This window comes from Pseudomonas idahonensis (assembly GCF_037903935.1).
In the GTDB taxonomy this organism is placed as follows: domain Bacteria; phylum Pseudomonadota; class Gammaproteobacteria; order Pseudomonadales; family Pseudomonadaceae; genus Aquipseudomonas; species Aquipseudomonas danubii.
In genome coordinates this window covers 621,585-636,359 of sequence record NZ_CP149586.1, presented here as the reverse complement: position 1 = coordinate 636,359, position 14,775 = coordinate 621,585, and the positions used below count along the sequence as shown (strand labels likewise).

The window sequence follows — 14,775 nt, the reverse complement described above, 5'->3', positions numbered from 1 at the left end:
CTCCTTTAAGGATCAATAATAAAAATCGGAAAACAGATAGCTCAAACCGTCACACCCCCAAGGATAGACGGCAATTGCAAGGACTCAGCTCAATATGGAGATCGTCCCTAGGTATTTCAAGGCGCGTGGCAGATTGTCGCAATCCAGGCTGTCCAACCATTGCAGGTCAGCCCAACTGCGTAACCAGGTGAACTGCCGTTTCGCCAATTGGCGCGTGGCAATGATGCCCCGCTCCTGCATTTCGGCTGACGTCAGCTTGCCATCCAGATGATCCCAGACTTGGCGGTAACCCACTGCACGTATAGACGGCAACCCGGCATGCAGGTCACTTCTTGAGCGCAGAGCTACGACCTCGTCAATGAATCCCTGTTCCAACATTTGTGTGAATCTTTGTGCAATACGCTGGTGCAGCACCTGACGATTCGCCGGAGCGATGGCCAGATTGGCGACAGTATAGGGCAATTGACCGCGTCCCGATGCGCCTGCCTCAGCACTTTGCGCCAATTGACGCTGACGATGAGCGGTCATTGTCAGACCGCTGACCCGATAGACTTCCAGCGCTCGGGTCAGGCGTTGAGGATCATTGGGATGGATCCTCGCCGCAGACTCGGGGTCCACAACCGCCAGTTGATCATGCAGCGCCTGCCAACCAAGGCGTTGAGCCTCGTCTTCGAGTTCGGCGCGGACCTGCGGGTCTGCTGGCGGCATATCCGCCAGGCCTTCAAGCAGCGCCTTGTAATACAGCATGGTGCCGCCCACCAGCAGCGGGATTTTACCCCGGGCGGTGATATCGGCCATGGCCGCCAGGGCATCGGTGCGAAAATCTGCCGCCGAGTAGCTTTCGGCGGGGTCGAGAATATCGATCAGGCGATGGGGAAACTGCGCCAACAACTCCTTGGAGGGTTTGGCGGTGCCGATATCCATGCCGCGATACACCAGCGCCGAATCGACACTGATCAACTCGCAAGGCAGCACCTTGGTCAGCTCGATGGCCAGATCGGTCTTGCCCGCAGCGGTCGGGCCCATCAGGAAAATCGCTGGAGGAAGCTGAGTCATCAACGGCCGCGCAAAAAGAGTTTGTCCAGATCGTCCAGACCCAATTGGGTCCAGGTCGGTCGACCGTGGTTGCACTGGCCGCTGCGCTCGGTGTTTTCCATATCCCGCAACAGGCCATTCATTTCCGCCAGGGCCAGGCGCCGGTTGGCGCGAATCGCGCCGTGGCAGGCCATGGTGCCGAGCAGTTCATTGAGATGAGCCTGAATTCGGTCGCTGGTGCCGTATTCCATCAAATCAGCAAGCACATCATGCACCAGGCGATTGGCTTCAGCCTGCTTCAACAGCGCCGGAATCTGCCGGATCGCCAGAGACTCAGGTCCCAGGCGCTGCAACTCGAAGCCCAGACGCTGGAACCAGGCGACATGCTCTTCCGCGCAATCGGCTTCACGCTGGCTGACGGCAATCGATTCCGGCACCAGCAACGGCTGGCCACTCAAGCCTTCGCTGGCCATGGCCACCTTCAAACGCTCGTACATGATCCGCTCATGAGCAGCGTGCATATCCACCAGCACCAGGCCCAGAGCGTTTTCCGCAAGGATATAGATGCCCTTGAGCTGTGCCAGGGCATAGCCCAACGGCGGAATATCCTCCTGCCCCTCCGGCAGGGCTGTGGCCGCAGCCCCAGGCAAGGGCGCAAAGAACTCGCGATAGACTCCCTGGGACTCCGCAGCCGGCAGCACTGGCTGGGGCCGTGGTGTGTACTGATACTGATAGCCACTACCAGCACCAGAGCCCGGCGCATTGAAGCTCGGCTGGGACTGCGGCTGCTCCAGGGCCAGGTTCGCAGCCAGACGCATTTCACCCTGGGGTCCGAACTCACCGGCTTCGATACCGCTTGGCCGCACAATACCTGCTACCGCCGCCGGCGCTGCCAACTGGTCCTCGGGGCGCACATCGCCCAAAGCCCTGTGCAAGGTGCCATAAAGGAAGTCATGCACCATGCGTCCATCACGGAAGCGCACTTCATGCTTGGTCGGGTGCACATTGACGTCGACCACCGAGGGATCGACCTCGAAAAACAGCACAAAAGTCGGATGCCGGCCGTTGAACAGCACATCGCGATAGGCCTGACGCACCGCGTGGGCCACCAGCTTGTCCCGTACCGCACGACCGTTGACGTAGAAATACTGCAAGTCCGCCTGGCTGCGGGAGAAGGTTGGCAAGCCCACCCAGCCCCAAAGATGGAGACCGTTGCGCTCGACCTCAATGGGCAGCGCCTGCTCCAAAAAGCCCGAGCCACAGACCGCCGCCACGCGACGGGCGCGAGCTGCATCATCCTTGGCTTCATGCAGGCTGAGGATGCTCTTGCCGTTGTGGCGCAAATGGAAGGCCACGTCGAAACGCGCCAGAGCCAAACGCTTGATCACCTCCTGCAGGTGATCGAACTCGGTTTTCTCCGCCTTGAGAAACTTGCGTCGGGCTGGAGTATTGAAGAACAAGTCACGCACTTCCACCGAGGTGCCTACCGGGTGGGCCGCCGGCTGCACTCGCGGCGCCATGTCGCGGCCTTCGGTTTCGACCTGCCAGGCCTGATCGGCATCACGGGTACGGGACGTCAGGGTCAAGCGCGCCACGGAACTGATGGAGGCCAGGGCTTCACCGCGAAACCCCAGGCTCATCACCCGCTCGAGGTCTTCCAGGTCGCGGATCTTGCTGGTGGCGTGCCGCGCCAGCGCCAGAGGCAGATCGTCGGAGGAAATGCCACTGCCATCATCACGGACCCGCAGCAGCTTGACTCCAGCCTGCTCGACATCCACATCAATGCGCTTGGCGCCAGAGTCCAGGCTGTTTTCCAGCAGCTCCTTGATCACCGAAGCCGGGCGCTCAACCACCTCACCCGCGGCAATCTGGTTAGCCAGGCGCGGACTGAGCAGCTCGATGCGCGCGCCGCTGATTACCGAGTCACTCATTCCTTGGCCGCCAATTCAGTGCCGGGGATGGTCAGGACCTGCCCCACTTTCAATTCATCGCTTTTCAGATTGTTGGCACTGCGTAAGGCGGGCGCCGATACCTGGTAGCGCACCGCGATCATCGCCAGGGTTTCCCCCGGGTTGACCCGGTGATCGCGAGGCCCCTGGGCAATTTTCCCGGAATCTCGCAGCCAGGCGATATAGGTGCCCGGTGGCGGGTTCTGCTGGAAGAACTGCCGCACGCCGCTGCTGATGGAGCGAGCCAAGGCCTGCTGATGGCTGACAGTAGCCAGCTTCGAGGCTTCATTGGAGTTGGAGATAAAGCCGGTCTCCACCAGGATCGATGGAATATCCGGGGACTTGAGCACCATGAACCCAGCCTGTTCCACACGCTGCTTGTGCAGCGGTGTGACCCGGCCGATGTTGTTCAGGACTTTCTGCCCTACATTGAGGCTGGAGGTCAGGGATGCGGTCATCGACAGATCCAGCAGCACCCCGGCCAGCATCCGGTCCTTGTCATCCAGGCTGACGTTGCCGGCACCACCGATCAGGTCGGAGCGGTTTTCACTGTCCGCCAGCCAGCGGGCAGTTTCCGATGTGGCGCCGCGCTCGGACAGGGCGAATACCGAGGCGCCAAAGGCTGCGGTCGAAGGCGCGGCATCGGCGTGGATCGAAACGAACAGGTCAGCGCCCTTCTTCCGAGCGATCTCGGTACGACCGCGCAACGGAATGAAGTAGTCGCCAGTACGGGTCAGCTCGGCGCGGAACCCCTTGATGCCATTAATCTGGCGCTGCAGTTCACGGGCGATGGCCAGCACCACGTCTTTCTCATGCTGGCCACGGGAGCCGGAGGCACCCGGGTCTTCACCGCCGTGACCGGCGTCGATCACCACGATGATGTCGCGCTTGCCCGCCGGGGCCGGCGGCAGCTTGATCGCGGGCTCCGCAGGCGTGACTGGCACGGCGGGAACGGTGGCCACAGCAGGAGGCGGAGCAGCAGGCGGCGCGGCATCAGCCGGGTTGTCGAACAGGTCCACTACCAGGCGATTGCCATACTGGGCGTTGGGCGCCAGGGTAAAACTCTTGGGGGTGACGGCCTTTTTCAGGTCGATAACCACTCGCAGGTCACTGGGGGTACGCTGCGCCGAGCGCATGGCGGTGATCGGCGTATTGGCCGTGGCGACATTCAGCGGACCGCCGAGGGTCGCGCCATTGATATCGATCACCAGACGATCCGGGGCCGTCAGGGTAAAGACGCTGTGCTGAACCGGACCGGACAGGTCGAAGACCAGTCGCGTGTTATCCGGTGCCCGCCACAGGCGGACGCTGCGAACCTGTGTAGCGGCCACAGCATCGACGGCCAATGCCGTAAGCAACAGTCCTACGACAGCAACCAACGCGCGAATGCGCATACCTAACCCCATCAATTATTTGAATTCCAACGCCAAAGCGGCACACCAGGACTCGCCTCGCGAGCCTTGAGACAACAGATGCACAGAACGCCCATTGTTATGCGGGGTAATGGTAATGGTCAGGTCGGGCTTTGGCAAAAAGCCTGCACCACGCTGGGGCCACTCCAACAGACACAGTGCATCGCCTTCGAAGTAGTCGCGAATCCCCAGAAACTCCAGCTCCTCCGGGTCCACAAGACGATACAAGTCGAAGTGAAAAGCCCGCACCGGACCTATCTCGTAGGGCTCCACCAGGGTGAAGGTCGGACTTTTTACCGCCCCGTCATGCCCCAGGCCACGGATGATCCCCCGGGACAGGGTGGTTTTGCCCGCCCCCAGATCGCCCTCAAGAAAAATCACCCCCACACCCTGAGTGACGCGAGCAATGCGTGCACCAAATTCCACCATGGCCTGCTCGTCGGCCAGATAAAGGGTTAACTCAGACACGGTGATTGCTCCTCCAACAACTGACGAATGGCTGGAATCAGATCACTGGCCGCCAGCCCTCGGCCCAATTTGCCTTGCTGCTCGCCAGCGCGGGCGTGTAACCAGACCGCCAGGCAAGCCGCATCGAATGTCGACAGTCCCTGCGCCAGCAACGCACCGATCAATCCTGCGAGCACGTCCCCCTGCCCCGCCGTGGCCATCGCCGGATGCCCAGCATCACAGCGGGCCACTTGCCCCTCGGGGCTGGCGATCAGGCTGCCAGCACCCTTGAGCACGGCAACCGCCGAGTATTTTGCGCTCAAGGCTCGGGCCGCCGCCGGACGATCACCCTGAACCTCGGCGATGGAGATCCCCAGCAGACGAGCCGCCTCCCCGGGATGGGGGGTGATCACGCTGGCCGCCGGCAGTTGTAGACCGCCCAAGGCCAGGAGATTCAAGGCATCGGCATCCCATACCTGAGGCAAAGGCGCGTTGGCCGCTGCCGACAACAGGCTGCGCCCCCAGGCGCCCTGCCCCAGTCCGGGACCGACCACCAATACCGTGGCCCGCGCCAACAGCCCCATCAGTTGGTTGGCCGAATGAGTGCCCTGGGTCATGACTTCCGGCAGCCGCGCAGCGGCCGCCGCTACGTGCTCATTGCGAGTTGCCAGGGACACCAGCCCCGCACCACTGCGCAAGGCACTTTCCGCACTCAATAACGCGGCGCCAGCAAAGCCGCGGTCGCCACCGATCAGCAACAAATGACCGAATTGCCCCTTATGAGCGTCCAGAGGACGAGCCTCCAATCGCGGCAAATGAGCGTCAGTCAGCAACTGAACGTCGAGTAAAGGGTGTTTTGTCTGCGGCATGCGTCTTCGGGCTCCGATGTCTGGCAGAATTATACGCACCTCAGCTCCGGTTTCTCTCGCCTCATGCCCGCTATTACCCAGGATCTCCCCGCTCTCGCCCAATCGATCAAGGACTGGGGCCGCGAACTGGGCTTTCAACAAGTCGGTATCAGCGGCCTGGACCTGGCCGAGCATGAGCAGCATCTGGAACGCTGGCTCGCCGCCGGCTACCACGGCGAAATGGAATACATGGGCGCCCATGGCAGCAAACGCTCCCATCCCGATCAGTTGGTGCCCGGCACGCTGCGAGTGGTATCGCTGCGCATGGACTACCTGCCCGGCGACACCCAGATGGCCCAGCGCCTGGCCGAACCGTCCAAGGCTTATGTCTCGCGCTACGCCTTGGGCCGCGACTATCACAAGCTCATCCGCAAACGTGTGCAGCAGTTGGCCGAACGCATCCAGCAAGCCATCGGCCCCTTTGGCTACCGCGCGTTCGTCGACAGCGCACCGGTGCTTGAAAAAGCCATCGCCGAGCAGGCCGGGCTCGGCTGGATCGGCAAGAACACCCTGGTGCTCAACCGCAAGGCCGGCAGCTACTTCTTCCTCAGCGAGCTGTTCGTCGACCTGCCGCTGCCCGTGGACGAGCCCCACGCCACTGAACATTGCGGACGCTGCACCGCCTGCCTGGACATCTGCCCGACCAATGCCTTCGTCGGCCCCTATGTACTGGATGCCCGGCGCTGCATTTCCTACCTGACCATCGAGCTGAAAAACGCCATTCCCGAAGACCTGCGCCCACTGATCGGCAATCGGGTATTCGGCTGCGATGACTGCCAGATCGTCTGCCCCTGGAACCGCTTCGCCCGCCCCTCGGGAGAAGGCGACTTCAACCCCCGGCACAACCTGGACAATGCCGAACTGGCAGAACTGTTCATGTGGGACGAGGACAAGTTCCTCAGCAGCACCGAAGGTTCGCCCCTGCGCCGTGCCGGCTATGAGCGCTGGCTGCGCAACCTGGCGGTGGGCCTGGGCAACGCGCCCTCAAGCATTCCGGTGCTGGAAGCGCTCAAGGCCCGCCAGGACTATCCCTCGGAACTGGTCCGCGAACACGTGCAATGGGCCCTGGCGCAGCACGCCAACCGTCAATGCTCGTCGTTGTAGACGAACTTGGGCATTTCCCAGTGAAAACGGATCGCCAGCAGGCGCAATAGAAAGCCACCGAACAGCGTGACCAGGATCGACTGCTCGCTGGGCAGCTGCAAATAGATGCACAGCATGTAGCACCAGGCCGCGGCGAAGGACACGCTGGCGTACAGTTCACGGCGGAAGATCAGGGGAATGTCGTTGCAGAAGATATCCCGGAGGATGCCGCCAAAGACCCCGGTGATCACCCCGCTGACCGACGCCACCAGCATGCCGTGGCCCATTTCCAGGGCGGTCATGCAGCCGATCAGGGTAAAGGCCACCAGGCCCACGGCGTCGAGCACCAGAAACAGCGAACGCAGGTGACGCATCAGGGGCGCGATAAAGATCGTCACCAACGCCGCCACCGAGGTCAGTACCAGGTATTCCGGGTGCTTGACCCAGGTCAGCGGGTAATGCCCCAACAGCACATCACGCACCGAACCACCGCCGAGCGCAGTGACACAGGCGATCAGCACCACGCCAAACCAGTCCATGCCACGCCGGCCTGCAGACAAGGCGCCGGTCATGGCTTCGGCGGTAATGGCGATCAGATAAAGCATCAACAGCATGATGGCGGTCCTTACAGGAAGGCGCGCAGTCTACTCAGTTGAGGCGAGCACCAAAAGAGGGCGGGTACGGGCGCCGCTTGCAGCATGCGCCCGTTCGCCGGCAAGCCGGCTCCTGCAGGTCAGAATTTGATGAAGTGCTTGCGGTAGTGCTGCAGCTCGGCGATGGACTCGCGGATGTCGTCCAGGGCCAGATGGGTGCTGCCTTTCTTGAAGCTGTCGCGCACGTCAGGAGCCCAGCGGGCGGCCAGCTCCTTGAGGGTCGAAACGTCCAGGTTGCGGTAATGGAAGTAGCTTTCCAGAGCCTTCATGTGACGATAGAGGAAGCGCCGATCCTGGCAGATGCTGTTGCCACAGATGGGCGACTTGCCCTTGGGTACCCACTGCTCCAGAAAGGCAATGGTCTGGGCTTCGGCTTCGGCCATGCTGATGCGGCTTTCGCGAACCCGCTGGGTCAGGCCGGAACCACCGTGCTGGCGAGTGTTCCACTCGTCCATGCCGGCAAGGATCTCGTCGCTCTGGTGGATAGCGATGACCGGCCCTTCAGCCAAGGTGTTCAGATTGCTGTCAGTGACAATGGTCGCCATCTCGATGATGACGTCGGTGTCGGGGTTCAGACCGGTCATTTCCAGATCGATCCAAATCAGGTTCTGTGGGTTTTGCATGGGGGGCTCCTCGGCGTAGTTGCGCAGTTTAGCCTAGAGGGCCTGCCCGGCGTGCTAAACTCGCCGCCGTTTTACCTATCCGCCGTAATTATCAACACGGAACACCAATGGCCAAACGCCAGCTCAATCGTCGCCAAAACTGGCGCATCGAAAAGATTCAGGGTGAGCGCGCTGCCCGCGCCGCCAAACGCGAGTCCTCCGCCGTAGAGGCGCTGGAGGGTGGCGACCTCGGCCCGGAACAGACCGGCCTGGTCATTGCTCACTTCGGCGTGCAGGTCGAGGTCGAAGCCCGGGAAGGTGAGCTGGCCGGCCAGGTGTTCCGCTGCTACCTGCGAGCCAACCTGCCAGCGCTGGTGACTGGTGATCAGGTGGTCTGGCGCGCCGGCAATCAGGGCATCGGGGTGATCGTCGCGCAATTGCCGCGCAGCACCGAGCTGTGCCGACCGGACAGCCGTGGCCAGCTCAAGCCGGTGGCCGCCAACGTCGACATGATCGTGATCGTGTTTGCCCCCATGCCCGAGCCCCACGCCAATCTTATCGACCGCTACCTGGTTGCCGCCGAGCACGCCGGGATTCGGCCGCTGCTGCTGCTGAACAAGGCCGACCTGATCGACGAGCAGAACGCTCCGGCACTCAACGCCTTGCTGGCGGTCTATCGCCAACTGGGCTATCCGCTGCTGGAAGTCTCGGCCCACCACGGCGACGGCATGGAGCAACTGCAAGGCTTGCTGGACGGACGCATCAGCGTATTCGTGGGGCAATCGGGGGTGGGCAAGTCATCCTTGGTGAATAGCCTGCTGCCGGAAGTCGAAACCCGAGTCGGCCCGCTGTCGGAATACTCCGGACAGGGCACCCACACCACCACGACCGCGCGACTGTTCCACTTCCCGGGCGGCGGCGAGCTGATCGACTCCCCCGGCATCCGCGAATTTGGCCTGGGGCATGTCAGCCGCGCCGATGTAGAAGCTGGCTTCATCGAGTTCAACGACTTGCTGGGTACCTGCCGCTTCCGCGACTGCAAGCACGATCGCGAGCCGGGTTGTGCATTGCTCAAGGCTTTGGAAGACGGGCGCATCCAGCAGCAACGGATGAACAGCTACCGCTCGATCCTCGCCAGCCTGCCAGACAGCGGCTACTGAGCCGAGCACCGTAGAAACAACAAGGCCGCGATCTTCGCGGCCTTGTTGTTTGTCACCTGACGGTTCCCGGCGCAGCCGCTGGGGCCACAGGCGCAGAAGCCGGAGCAACCGGCTTGGGAGCCGGCGCCTGGCCGGCCGATCCCTGCTCATCCATCTTCAGTACGCCATCCTCGAAGATGTTCATGCGCTGGCGCACTTCATGAGCGGGCAACGGCTCGCTACCCGGCGGCAAGGCATTCGGGTCCGCTGCCGCACCCGGCACTTCACCTGGCGCCCCAGTACCCTGGTTGGGCGCAGGAGCGTCTGGATCCGTCTGCTCGCCTTCGATAGCGCGCTGGGCCTTCTTGGTCAGCACCACAATATCGATCCGCCGGTTGACCGGGTTGACCGGATTCTTGCGGTCGAACAGCGCAGAGGAGGCAAAGCCCACCACCCGCGCCACTTGCGGATCGGGATAACCGCCAGCCACCAGAGCCCGACGCGCAGCGTTGGCACGGTTGGCGGACAGTTCCCAGTTGCCGAATTCACCACTGCCGGCATAGGGCGTGGCATCGGTATGACCGCTGATGCTGATCTTGTTCGGCACCGCCTTGATGGTGTCGGCCATGGCCAGCAGGATGTCTTCGAAATACGGCTTCAGACGTGCGCTGCCAGAGTCGAACATCGGCCGGTTCTCGGCATCCATGATCTGGATCCGCAAGCCGTCCGGAGTGATTTCGAAGAGGATCTGGTCCTTGAACTTCTGCAGTTGGGGATTCTCTTCAACCTTGTTCTGCAACTCTTGTAGCAGCAGTTCGAGACGCTCGCGTTCCACCTGCTCGGCCATGCCCTCCACCTGATCGGCATCCACCGTGACCTTGTCCGGTTGCGGCTGGGACTTGATCTCGGGGTTTAGGGTGTTATCCGGCGCCAGTTCGGGAGAGCCACCCAGATCAATGATGTAGGGTGTGCCGCTTTCCGAGAAGCCGATCGGGTCCTTGAAGTAACCGGCGATGGCGATCTTCTGTTCCGGGGTTGCGGTGGACAAGAGCCACAGCACCAGGAAGAACGCCATCATCGCCGTGGCGAAGTCGGCGAAGGCGATTTTCCAAGCGCCCCCGTGATGCCCGCCAGCGAAGCGCTTGACGCGCTTGATGATAATCGGCTGATTATTTTCCATGACTTAGCGACCGCGAACCGCTTGTTCCAGCTCGGCGAAGCTAGGACGGTGCGCTGGGTACAGAACCTTGCGCCCGAACTCCACCGCCAGCGAAGGCGGCATGCCGGAAGCCGAAGCGACCAGGGACGCCTTGATGGCTTCGTAGACGTTCAGCTCTTCCTTCGCATCGTGCGCCAGGGAAGTGGCCAACGGACCAAAGAAACCATAGGCCGCGAGGATACCGAAGAAGGTCCCGACCAAGGCTGCACCTACGTGCAGGCCAATGGACGCCTGGTCGCCATCCCCCAGGGACGCCATGGTCACCACGATCCCCAATACCGCCGCCACGATACCGAAACCGGGCATGCCATCGGCGATCCCGGTGACTGCATGGGAGGGATGCTCAAGGTCTTCCTTGAGACTGAACAGTTCCATGTCGAACAACCCTTCCAGCTCGTGAGGAGCCATGTTGCCGGAGGACATGATGCGCAGGTAGTCACAGACAAAAGCGGTCATGCGCTCATCTTTGAGCACCGCAGGATACTTGGCGAAAATCGGACTGGCCGCAGCGTCCTCGATGTCACCCTCGATGGCCATCATGCCTTCGCGACGACTTTTGTTGAGGATCTCGTAGATCAGCCCCAGCACTTCTAGATAGAAGGTGTGAGTAAAGCGCGAACCGAACATACCCAACGACTTTTTGATGACATGCATCGTCATATAGCCTGGGTTGGCCTGGAGGAATGCGCCAAAGGCAGCACCACCAATGATCAAAACCTCGAAAGGCTGGATCAGTGCCGCGATTTTGCCGTGTGAAAGCACGTATCCGCCGAGCACGCTCGCGAATACGACGATGATGCCGATAATTTTAGCCATAGGTAGGAGAGTACTTACTGAGTCGGGTTCAAGGTCATATTCGGAAGTTCTTAAAACTCTTCTTCTACTTATCGGCAAAACTGCGCCAGACTATAGCCAGTTAAGGCGAAAAGCCAGTTTGGCCCGCTCTGGGCGTGTTCACAGCAGACGATGATTGCGCCCGACCATGTCTAATGAAACCAACGTCCCACATTCCCCGCCCACCTCTCTCGACGCCTGGGTAAAGCTCCTCAATGGCGTGCGCTTGCCCGTGCCGCAAGCCAGTCATGATCGAGTGTGCAAAGCCATCGCCAACAATCGCAGTTCGCTGCGGGACATTGCCGAACTGATGCAAAACAGCCCGGCGCTGGCCCTGAGCGTGATCCGCGAAGCCAACCGGCACTCCCACGGCAGCATGAGCGAACCGGCAGAAAACCTGGAGGTCGCGGTCAACCGCCTGGGACTCAAGCGCACCGAAGAACTGCTCGAACAACTGCCCACCCTGCCAGAGGAACAGATTCCGCAGGCTCTGCGTCAGTTGCAACTGATCAGCCAGCACGCCACCCAGCAAGCCAACGGTTTTTTCGCCGGCCGCCTGGCGCGACTGTGGCAGGACATTCACTGGGGCAGCCTGCTGTTTCTCTCGCCACTGTGGGCCATGGCCCTGGTCTACCCCAAGCTCGTGGAAGAGTGGGAACTGCGAGTCATCTATAAGCACGAGTCGGCTCGTCAGGTAGAAATGCAACTGTTCGGCGTTCGGCTGATGGAATTGTGCCAGGCCCTGGTCCATGCCTGGCACCTGCCAATCTGGGTGCGGCAGGGTTATCGCCTGCTGACCCAAGAGCAGCGTCAATTGGCCAAAGTCATGCTGATCGCCCGCGACAGCGAACATCCGCTGCGCCAGCAACAGCGCCTGGATGCCAATCCGGACCTGCAGCGCTGGCTGAACCAGCCAGCCAACTGCGTCCTGCTGGCCAACGGCCTGGCCCTGGCGGCGCAGCACTCCTGGAACAACGCTCATGGCCGACGCTGGCAAAACCTCACCGGCCTGTATCTACAAATGCCGGTCGCCCAGGTCCAGCAACAGCTACACCAGCAGGCCGCAACCAGCGCTCGCAATGACAGCCAACCCGATCTCTGGCACCCGGCCCAGGCCCTGATCTGGCCCTGGGATGTCCGGCGCCTGCACAACGGTGAACAGCCGGTACCGGCTCCGACAGCCGAGGAGTTGGCCAAATGGCGCAAGCTCTGCAGCGAACTTCTACTGGAACCCAGCCCCTTCACCAATGCCGTGCACCTCACCAGCTTTGCCCGAGATGCCCTGGTGGCCTGCGGCATGCGTCGAGTGCTGTTACTGATGGTTGACCGCAGCCAGAGCCACCTGCGGGTACAGCAACTCTACGGTTTGCCCAAGGAAACAGCAGGGCTGACACTGCAGGCCAAACAGAGCACGGTCCTGCAACGTCTGCTGGAAAAATCTGCCCAGGTGCGCCTGACGCCGACCAACAATGGGCAGTTCTCCGCCCACCTGCCAACCTCCTTGCGCCAGTTGTTTCGGGGCGAGCACCTGCTGATGCGCTCCCTGTCGTGCAACGGCCGGGTACTGATGCTGGCCGTGGCCGATCAGGGCGGCGTTCCGTTCTCGGAAATCAGCGTCCAGGCATTCGGCAAGACCGCTCAGTGCATCGAAAAAGCCTTGCATAGCTTTACCAACCGCAGCCAATGACGCTTGCGCTACAATCCTTCCCTTTGTGCCCTGGGGACCTGACATGTCTGACTTCTCTGGCTTGCCGCTGGTCATCGAACCGAGCGACTTGCTCGCCCGCCTCGACGCCCGCGAACTGATCCTGGTCGACCTGACCAGCGCTGCCCGCTATGCAACCGGGCATATTCCCGGGGCGCGCTTCGTCGACCCCAAGCGCACCCAGCTCGGCCAGCCCCCCGCCCCCGGACTGCTGCCGCCACAGAACGCCCTTGAAGCGCTCTTCGGCGAGCTCGGGCACAACCCGGACGCGGTCTACGTGGTCTATGACGACGAAGGCGGAGGCTGGGCCGGCCGCTTCATTTGGCTGCTGGACGTGATCGGCCACAGTCACTACCACTATCTGGACGGCGGCCTCACGGCCTGGCTGGCACAAAGCCTGCCAGTGACCACCGAAGCCCCAGCCCCGGCAGGCGGCCCAGTGCCCCTGATCCTGCATGACGAACCCACCGCCACCCGCGAATACCTGCAAAGCCGTCTCGGTGCAGCCGACCTGGCCATCTGGGACGCTCGCGGCCCGCTGGAATACTCCGGGGAGAAAGTCCTGGCCGCCAAGGGCGGACACATTCCCGGCGCGGTGAACTTCGAGTGGACCGCCGGCATGGACCAGGCGCGCCATCTGCGCATCCGCCGCGACATGCCGCAGATCCTCGCGGACCTGGGCATCAGCAAAGACAAAGAAGTGATCACCCACTGCCAGACCCACCACCGCTCGGGCTTCACCTATCTGGTGGCCAAGGCGCTGGGCTACCCACGGGTCAAGGGCTACGCCGGCTCCTGGGGCGAATGGGGCAATCATCCCGATACGCCCGTAGAGATTTAAGGTTTTTAAGGACACCCAATGAAAAAGCGTTTGTTCATCCTCAGTCAGTACCTGCTGCCTCATCACCTGCTGTCGCGCCTGGCCGGCTGCATTGCCGAGTGCCGTGTGCGCTGGTTCAAGAATGCGTTCACCAGCTGGTTCGCCAAGCAGTACCAAGTGAACATGTCCGAAGCCCAGGTGGAGGACGTGACGGCCTACGAACATTTCAATGCCTTCTTCACCCGCGCCCTGAAAGAGGGCGCACGCCCGCTGGACCCAACCCCAGGCGCAATCCTCAGCCCCGCCGACGGTGCCATCAGCCAACTGGGGCCGATCGAACACGGCCGGGTATTCCAGGCCAAGGGCCACAGCTACAGCGTGCTGGAACTGCTGGGTGGCGATCCGGCCCTGGCCGCGCCTTTCATGGGCGGCGACTTCGCCACCGTCTACCTGTCGCCCAAGGACTATCACCGAGTGCACATGCCCCTGGCCGGCACCCTACGGGAAATGGTCTACGTGCCCGGGCGGATCTTCTCGGTCAACCAGACCACCGCCGAGAACGTCCCGGAACTGTTCGCCCGCAACGAACGCGTGGTGTGCATTTTCGACACCGAGCGTGGCCCGATGGCGCTGGTCCTGGTCGGCGCAATGATCGTCGCTTCGATTGAAACCGTCTGGGCCGGCCTGGTAACGCCACCCAAACGCGAGCTCAAGACCGTGCGCTACGACGAAGCAGCCCGCGCGCCCATCCATCTGGAAAAAGGCGCAGAGATGGGTCGCTTCAAACTGGGCTCCACGGCCATCGTGCTGTTTGGCCCGGATCAGGTGCAGTGGGCTGAAGAACTGGCCGCCGGCTCGCCAGTGCGGATGGGCCAGGGTATGGGTCTGCCCAAGGCTTGAGACCTGAATGCCGGACACAAAAAACGCCGCTGATCAGCGGCGTTTTTTATGGGCGGGGATTTTTCCCGG

At 61.9% G+C, this 14,775-nt stretch carries 14 protein-coding genes; 5 read left to right on the top strand and 9 right to left on the bottom strand.

Annotated elements, in window-relative coordinates; translation table 11 throughout:
- Positions 1-84: 84 nt before the first annotated feature.
- From miaA to WIN67_RS02810, 5 genes are read right to left on the bottom strand one after another with little or no spacing between them, the layout of a single operon-like run.
- Complete coding sequence (gene miaA, locus WIN67_RS02830) at positions 85-1,056, bottom strand: tRNA (adenosine(37)-N6)-dimethylallyltransferase MiaA (RefSeq protein ID WP_306399019.1); 972 nt, start codon at positions 1,054-1,056, stop codon at positions 85-87.
- Complete coding sequence (mutL, locus tag WIN67_RS02825) at positions 1,056-2,966, bottom strand: DNA mismatch repair endonuclease MutL (RefSeq protein WP_102882012.1); 1,911 nt, start codon at positions 2,964-2,966, stop codon at positions 1,056-1,058. Before mutL ends, miaA begins: the two co-directional genes overlap by 1 nt.
- Positions 2,963-4,390 carry an N-acetylmuramoyl-L-alanine amidase gene (locus tag WIN67_RS02820; protein WP_205413457.1) on the bottom strand — a complete coding sequence of 476 codons (1,428 nt, stop codon included), beginning with the start codon at positions 4,388-4,390 and terminating at the stop codon, positions 2,963-2,965. Before WIN67_RS02820 ends, mutL begins: the two co-directional genes overlap by 4 nt.
- A gap of 3 nt (positions 4,391-4,393) precedes the next feature.
- The gene (tsaE, locus tag WIN67_RS02815) at positions 4,394-4,864 is read right to left on the bottom strand and encodes a tRNA (adenosine(37)-N6)-threonylcarbamoyltransferase complex ATPase subunit type 1 TsaE (RefSeq protein WP_102862906.1); all 471 of its coding nucleotides are present in this window, start codon (positions 4,862-4,864) and stop codon (positions 4,394-4,396) included.
- A complete protein-coding gene (locus WIN67_RS02810; RefSeq protein ID WP_339070603.1) occupies positions 4,852-5,712 on the bottom strand; it encodes an NAD(P)H-hydrate dehydratase in 861 nt (286 codons plus the stop codon). The genes tsaE and WIN67_RS02810 overlap by 13 nt, the downstream gene beginning before the upstream one ends.
- A gap of 63 nt (positions 5,713-5,775) precedes the next feature.
- Here WIN67_RS02810 and queG point away from each other — a divergent pair, with 63 nt between their 5' ends.
- Positions 5,776-6,855 carry a tRNA epoxyqueuosine(34) reductase QueG gene (gene queG / locus WIN67_RS02805; RefSeq protein ID WP_339070602.1) on the top strand — a complete coding sequence of 360 codons (1,080 nt, stop codon included), beginning with the start codon at positions 5,776-5,778 and terminating at the stop codon, positions 6,853-6,855.
- Here the strand turns inward: queG and WIN67_RS02800 are convergent.
- Together WIN67_RS02800 and orn are read right to left on the bottom strand one after the other, a co-directional pair.
- Positions 6,837-7,451 carry a trimeric intracellular cation channel family protein gene (locus WIN67_RS02800; RefSeq protein ID WP_169893104.1) on the bottom strand — a complete coding sequence of 205 codons (615 nt, stop codon included), beginning with the start codon at positions 7,449-7,451 and terminating at the stop codon, positions 6,837-6,839. The two genes, queG and WIN67_RS02800, sit on opposite strands and share 19 nt — an antisense overlap.
- Before the next feature lie 116 nt (positions 7,452-7,567).
- A complete protein-coding gene (orn, locus tag WIN67_RS02795; protein ID WP_011058931.1) occupies positions 7,568-8,110 on the bottom strand; it encodes an oligoribonuclease in 543 nt (180 codons plus the stop codon).
- A gap of 107 nt (positions 8,111-8,217) precedes the next feature.
- Between orn and rsgA the strand changes: the two genes are divergently transcribed.
- Complete coding sequence (rsgA, locus tag WIN67_RS02790; protein ID WP_110595440.1) at positions 8,218-9,249, top strand: small ribosomal subunit biogenesis GTPase RsgA; 1,032 nt, start codon at positions 8,218-8,220, stop codon at positions 9,247-9,249.
- A 52-nt stretch (positions 9,250-9,301) separates the two neighbouring features.
- Here the strand turns inward: rsgA and motB are convergent, their stop codons facing one another.
- Both motB and motA read right to left on the bottom strand, forming a co-directional pair.
- Positions 9,302-10,408 carry a flagellar motor protein MotB gene (gene motB / locus WIN67_RS02785; RefSeq protein ID WP_110595439.1) on the bottom strand — a complete coding sequence of 369 codons (1,107 nt, stop codon included), beginning with the start codon at positions 10,406-10,408 and terminating at the stop codon, positions 9,302-9,304.
- Between the two features lie 3 nt (positions 10,409-10,411).
- On the bottom strand, positions 10,412-11,263 hold the full coding sequence (motA, locus tag WIN67_RS02780; protein WP_102862901.1) for a flagellar motor stator protein MotA: 852 nt from the start codon (positions 11,261-11,263) through the stop codon (positions 10,412-10,414).
- Between the two features lie 166 nt (positions 11,264-11,429).
- On the opposite strand from motA, the gene WIN67_RS02775 reads away from it, so the two are divergent.
- From WIN67_RS02775 to asd, 3 genes are read left to right on the top strand one after another with little or no spacing between them, the layout of a single operon-like run.
- A complete protein-coding gene (locus WIN67_RS02775; protein ID WP_339070601.1) occupies positions 11,430-12,968 on the top strand; it encodes an HDOD domain-containing protein in 1,539 nt (512 codons plus the stop codon).
- Positions 12,969-13,011: 43 nt separating this feature from the next.
- The gene (gene rhdA / locus WIN67_RS02770; protein WP_102882019.1) at positions 13,012-13,827 is read left to right on the top strand and encodes a thiosulfate sulfurtransferase; all 816 of its coding nucleotides are present in this window, start codon (positions 13,012-13,014) and stop codon (positions 13,825-13,827) included.
- An 18-nt stretch (positions 13,828-13,845) separates the two neighbouring features.
- The gene (asd, locus tag WIN67_RS02765) at positions 13,846-14,706 is read left to right on the top strand and encodes an archaetidylserine decarboxylase (protein WP_102862898.1); all 861 of its coding nucleotides are present in this window, start codon (positions 13,846-13,848) and stop codon (positions 14,704-14,706) included.
- Positions 14,707-14,775 lie beyond the last annotated feature (69 nt).

Coding starts and splice junctions, on each gene's coding strand:
- miaA (WP_306399019.1), bottom strand. CDS start 1,056: ATGACTCAGCTTCCTCCAGCGATTTTCCTGATGGGCCCGACCGCTGCG.
- motA (WP_102862901.1), bottom strand. CDS start 11,263: ATGGCTAAAATTATCGGCATCATCGTCGTATTCGCGAGCGTGCTCGGC.
- queG (WP_339070602.1), top strand. CDS start 5,776: ATGCCCGCTATTACCCAGGATCTCCCCGCTCTCGCCCAATCGATCAAG.
- orn (WP_011058931.1), bottom strand. CDS start 8,110: ATGCAAAACCCACAGAACCTGATTTGGATCGATCTGGAAATGACCGGT.
- WIN67_RS02820 (WP_205413457.1), bottom strand. CDS start 4,390: ATGGGGTTAGGTATGCGCATTCGCGCGTTGGTTGCTGTCGTAGGACTG.
- WIN67_RS02810 (WP_339070603.1), bottom strand. CDS start 5,712: ATGCCGCAGACAAAACACCCTTTACTCGACGTTCAGTTGCTGACTGAC.
- mutL (WP_102882012.1), bottom strand. CDS start 2,966: ATGAGTGACTCGGTAATCAGCGGCGCGCGCATCGAGCTGCTCAGTCCG.
- rsgA (WP_110595440.1), top strand. CDS start 8,218: ATGGCCAAACGCCAGCTCAATCGTCGCCAAAACTGGCGCATCGAAAAG.
- rhdA (WP_102882019.1), top strand. CDS start 13,012: ATGTCTGACTTCTCTGGCTTGCCGCTGGTCATCGAACCGAGCGACTTG.
- motB (WP_110595439.1), bottom strand. CDS start 10,408: ATGGAAAATAATCAGCCGATTATCATCAAGCGCGTCAAGCGCTTCGCT.
- WIN67_RS02775 (WP_339070601.1), top strand. CDS start 11,430: ATGTCTAATGAAACCAACGTCCCACATTCCCCGCCCACCTCTCTCGAC.
- asd (WP_102862898.1), top strand. CDS start 13,846: ATGAAAAAGCGTTTGTTCATCCTCAGTCAGTACCTGCTGCCTCATCAC.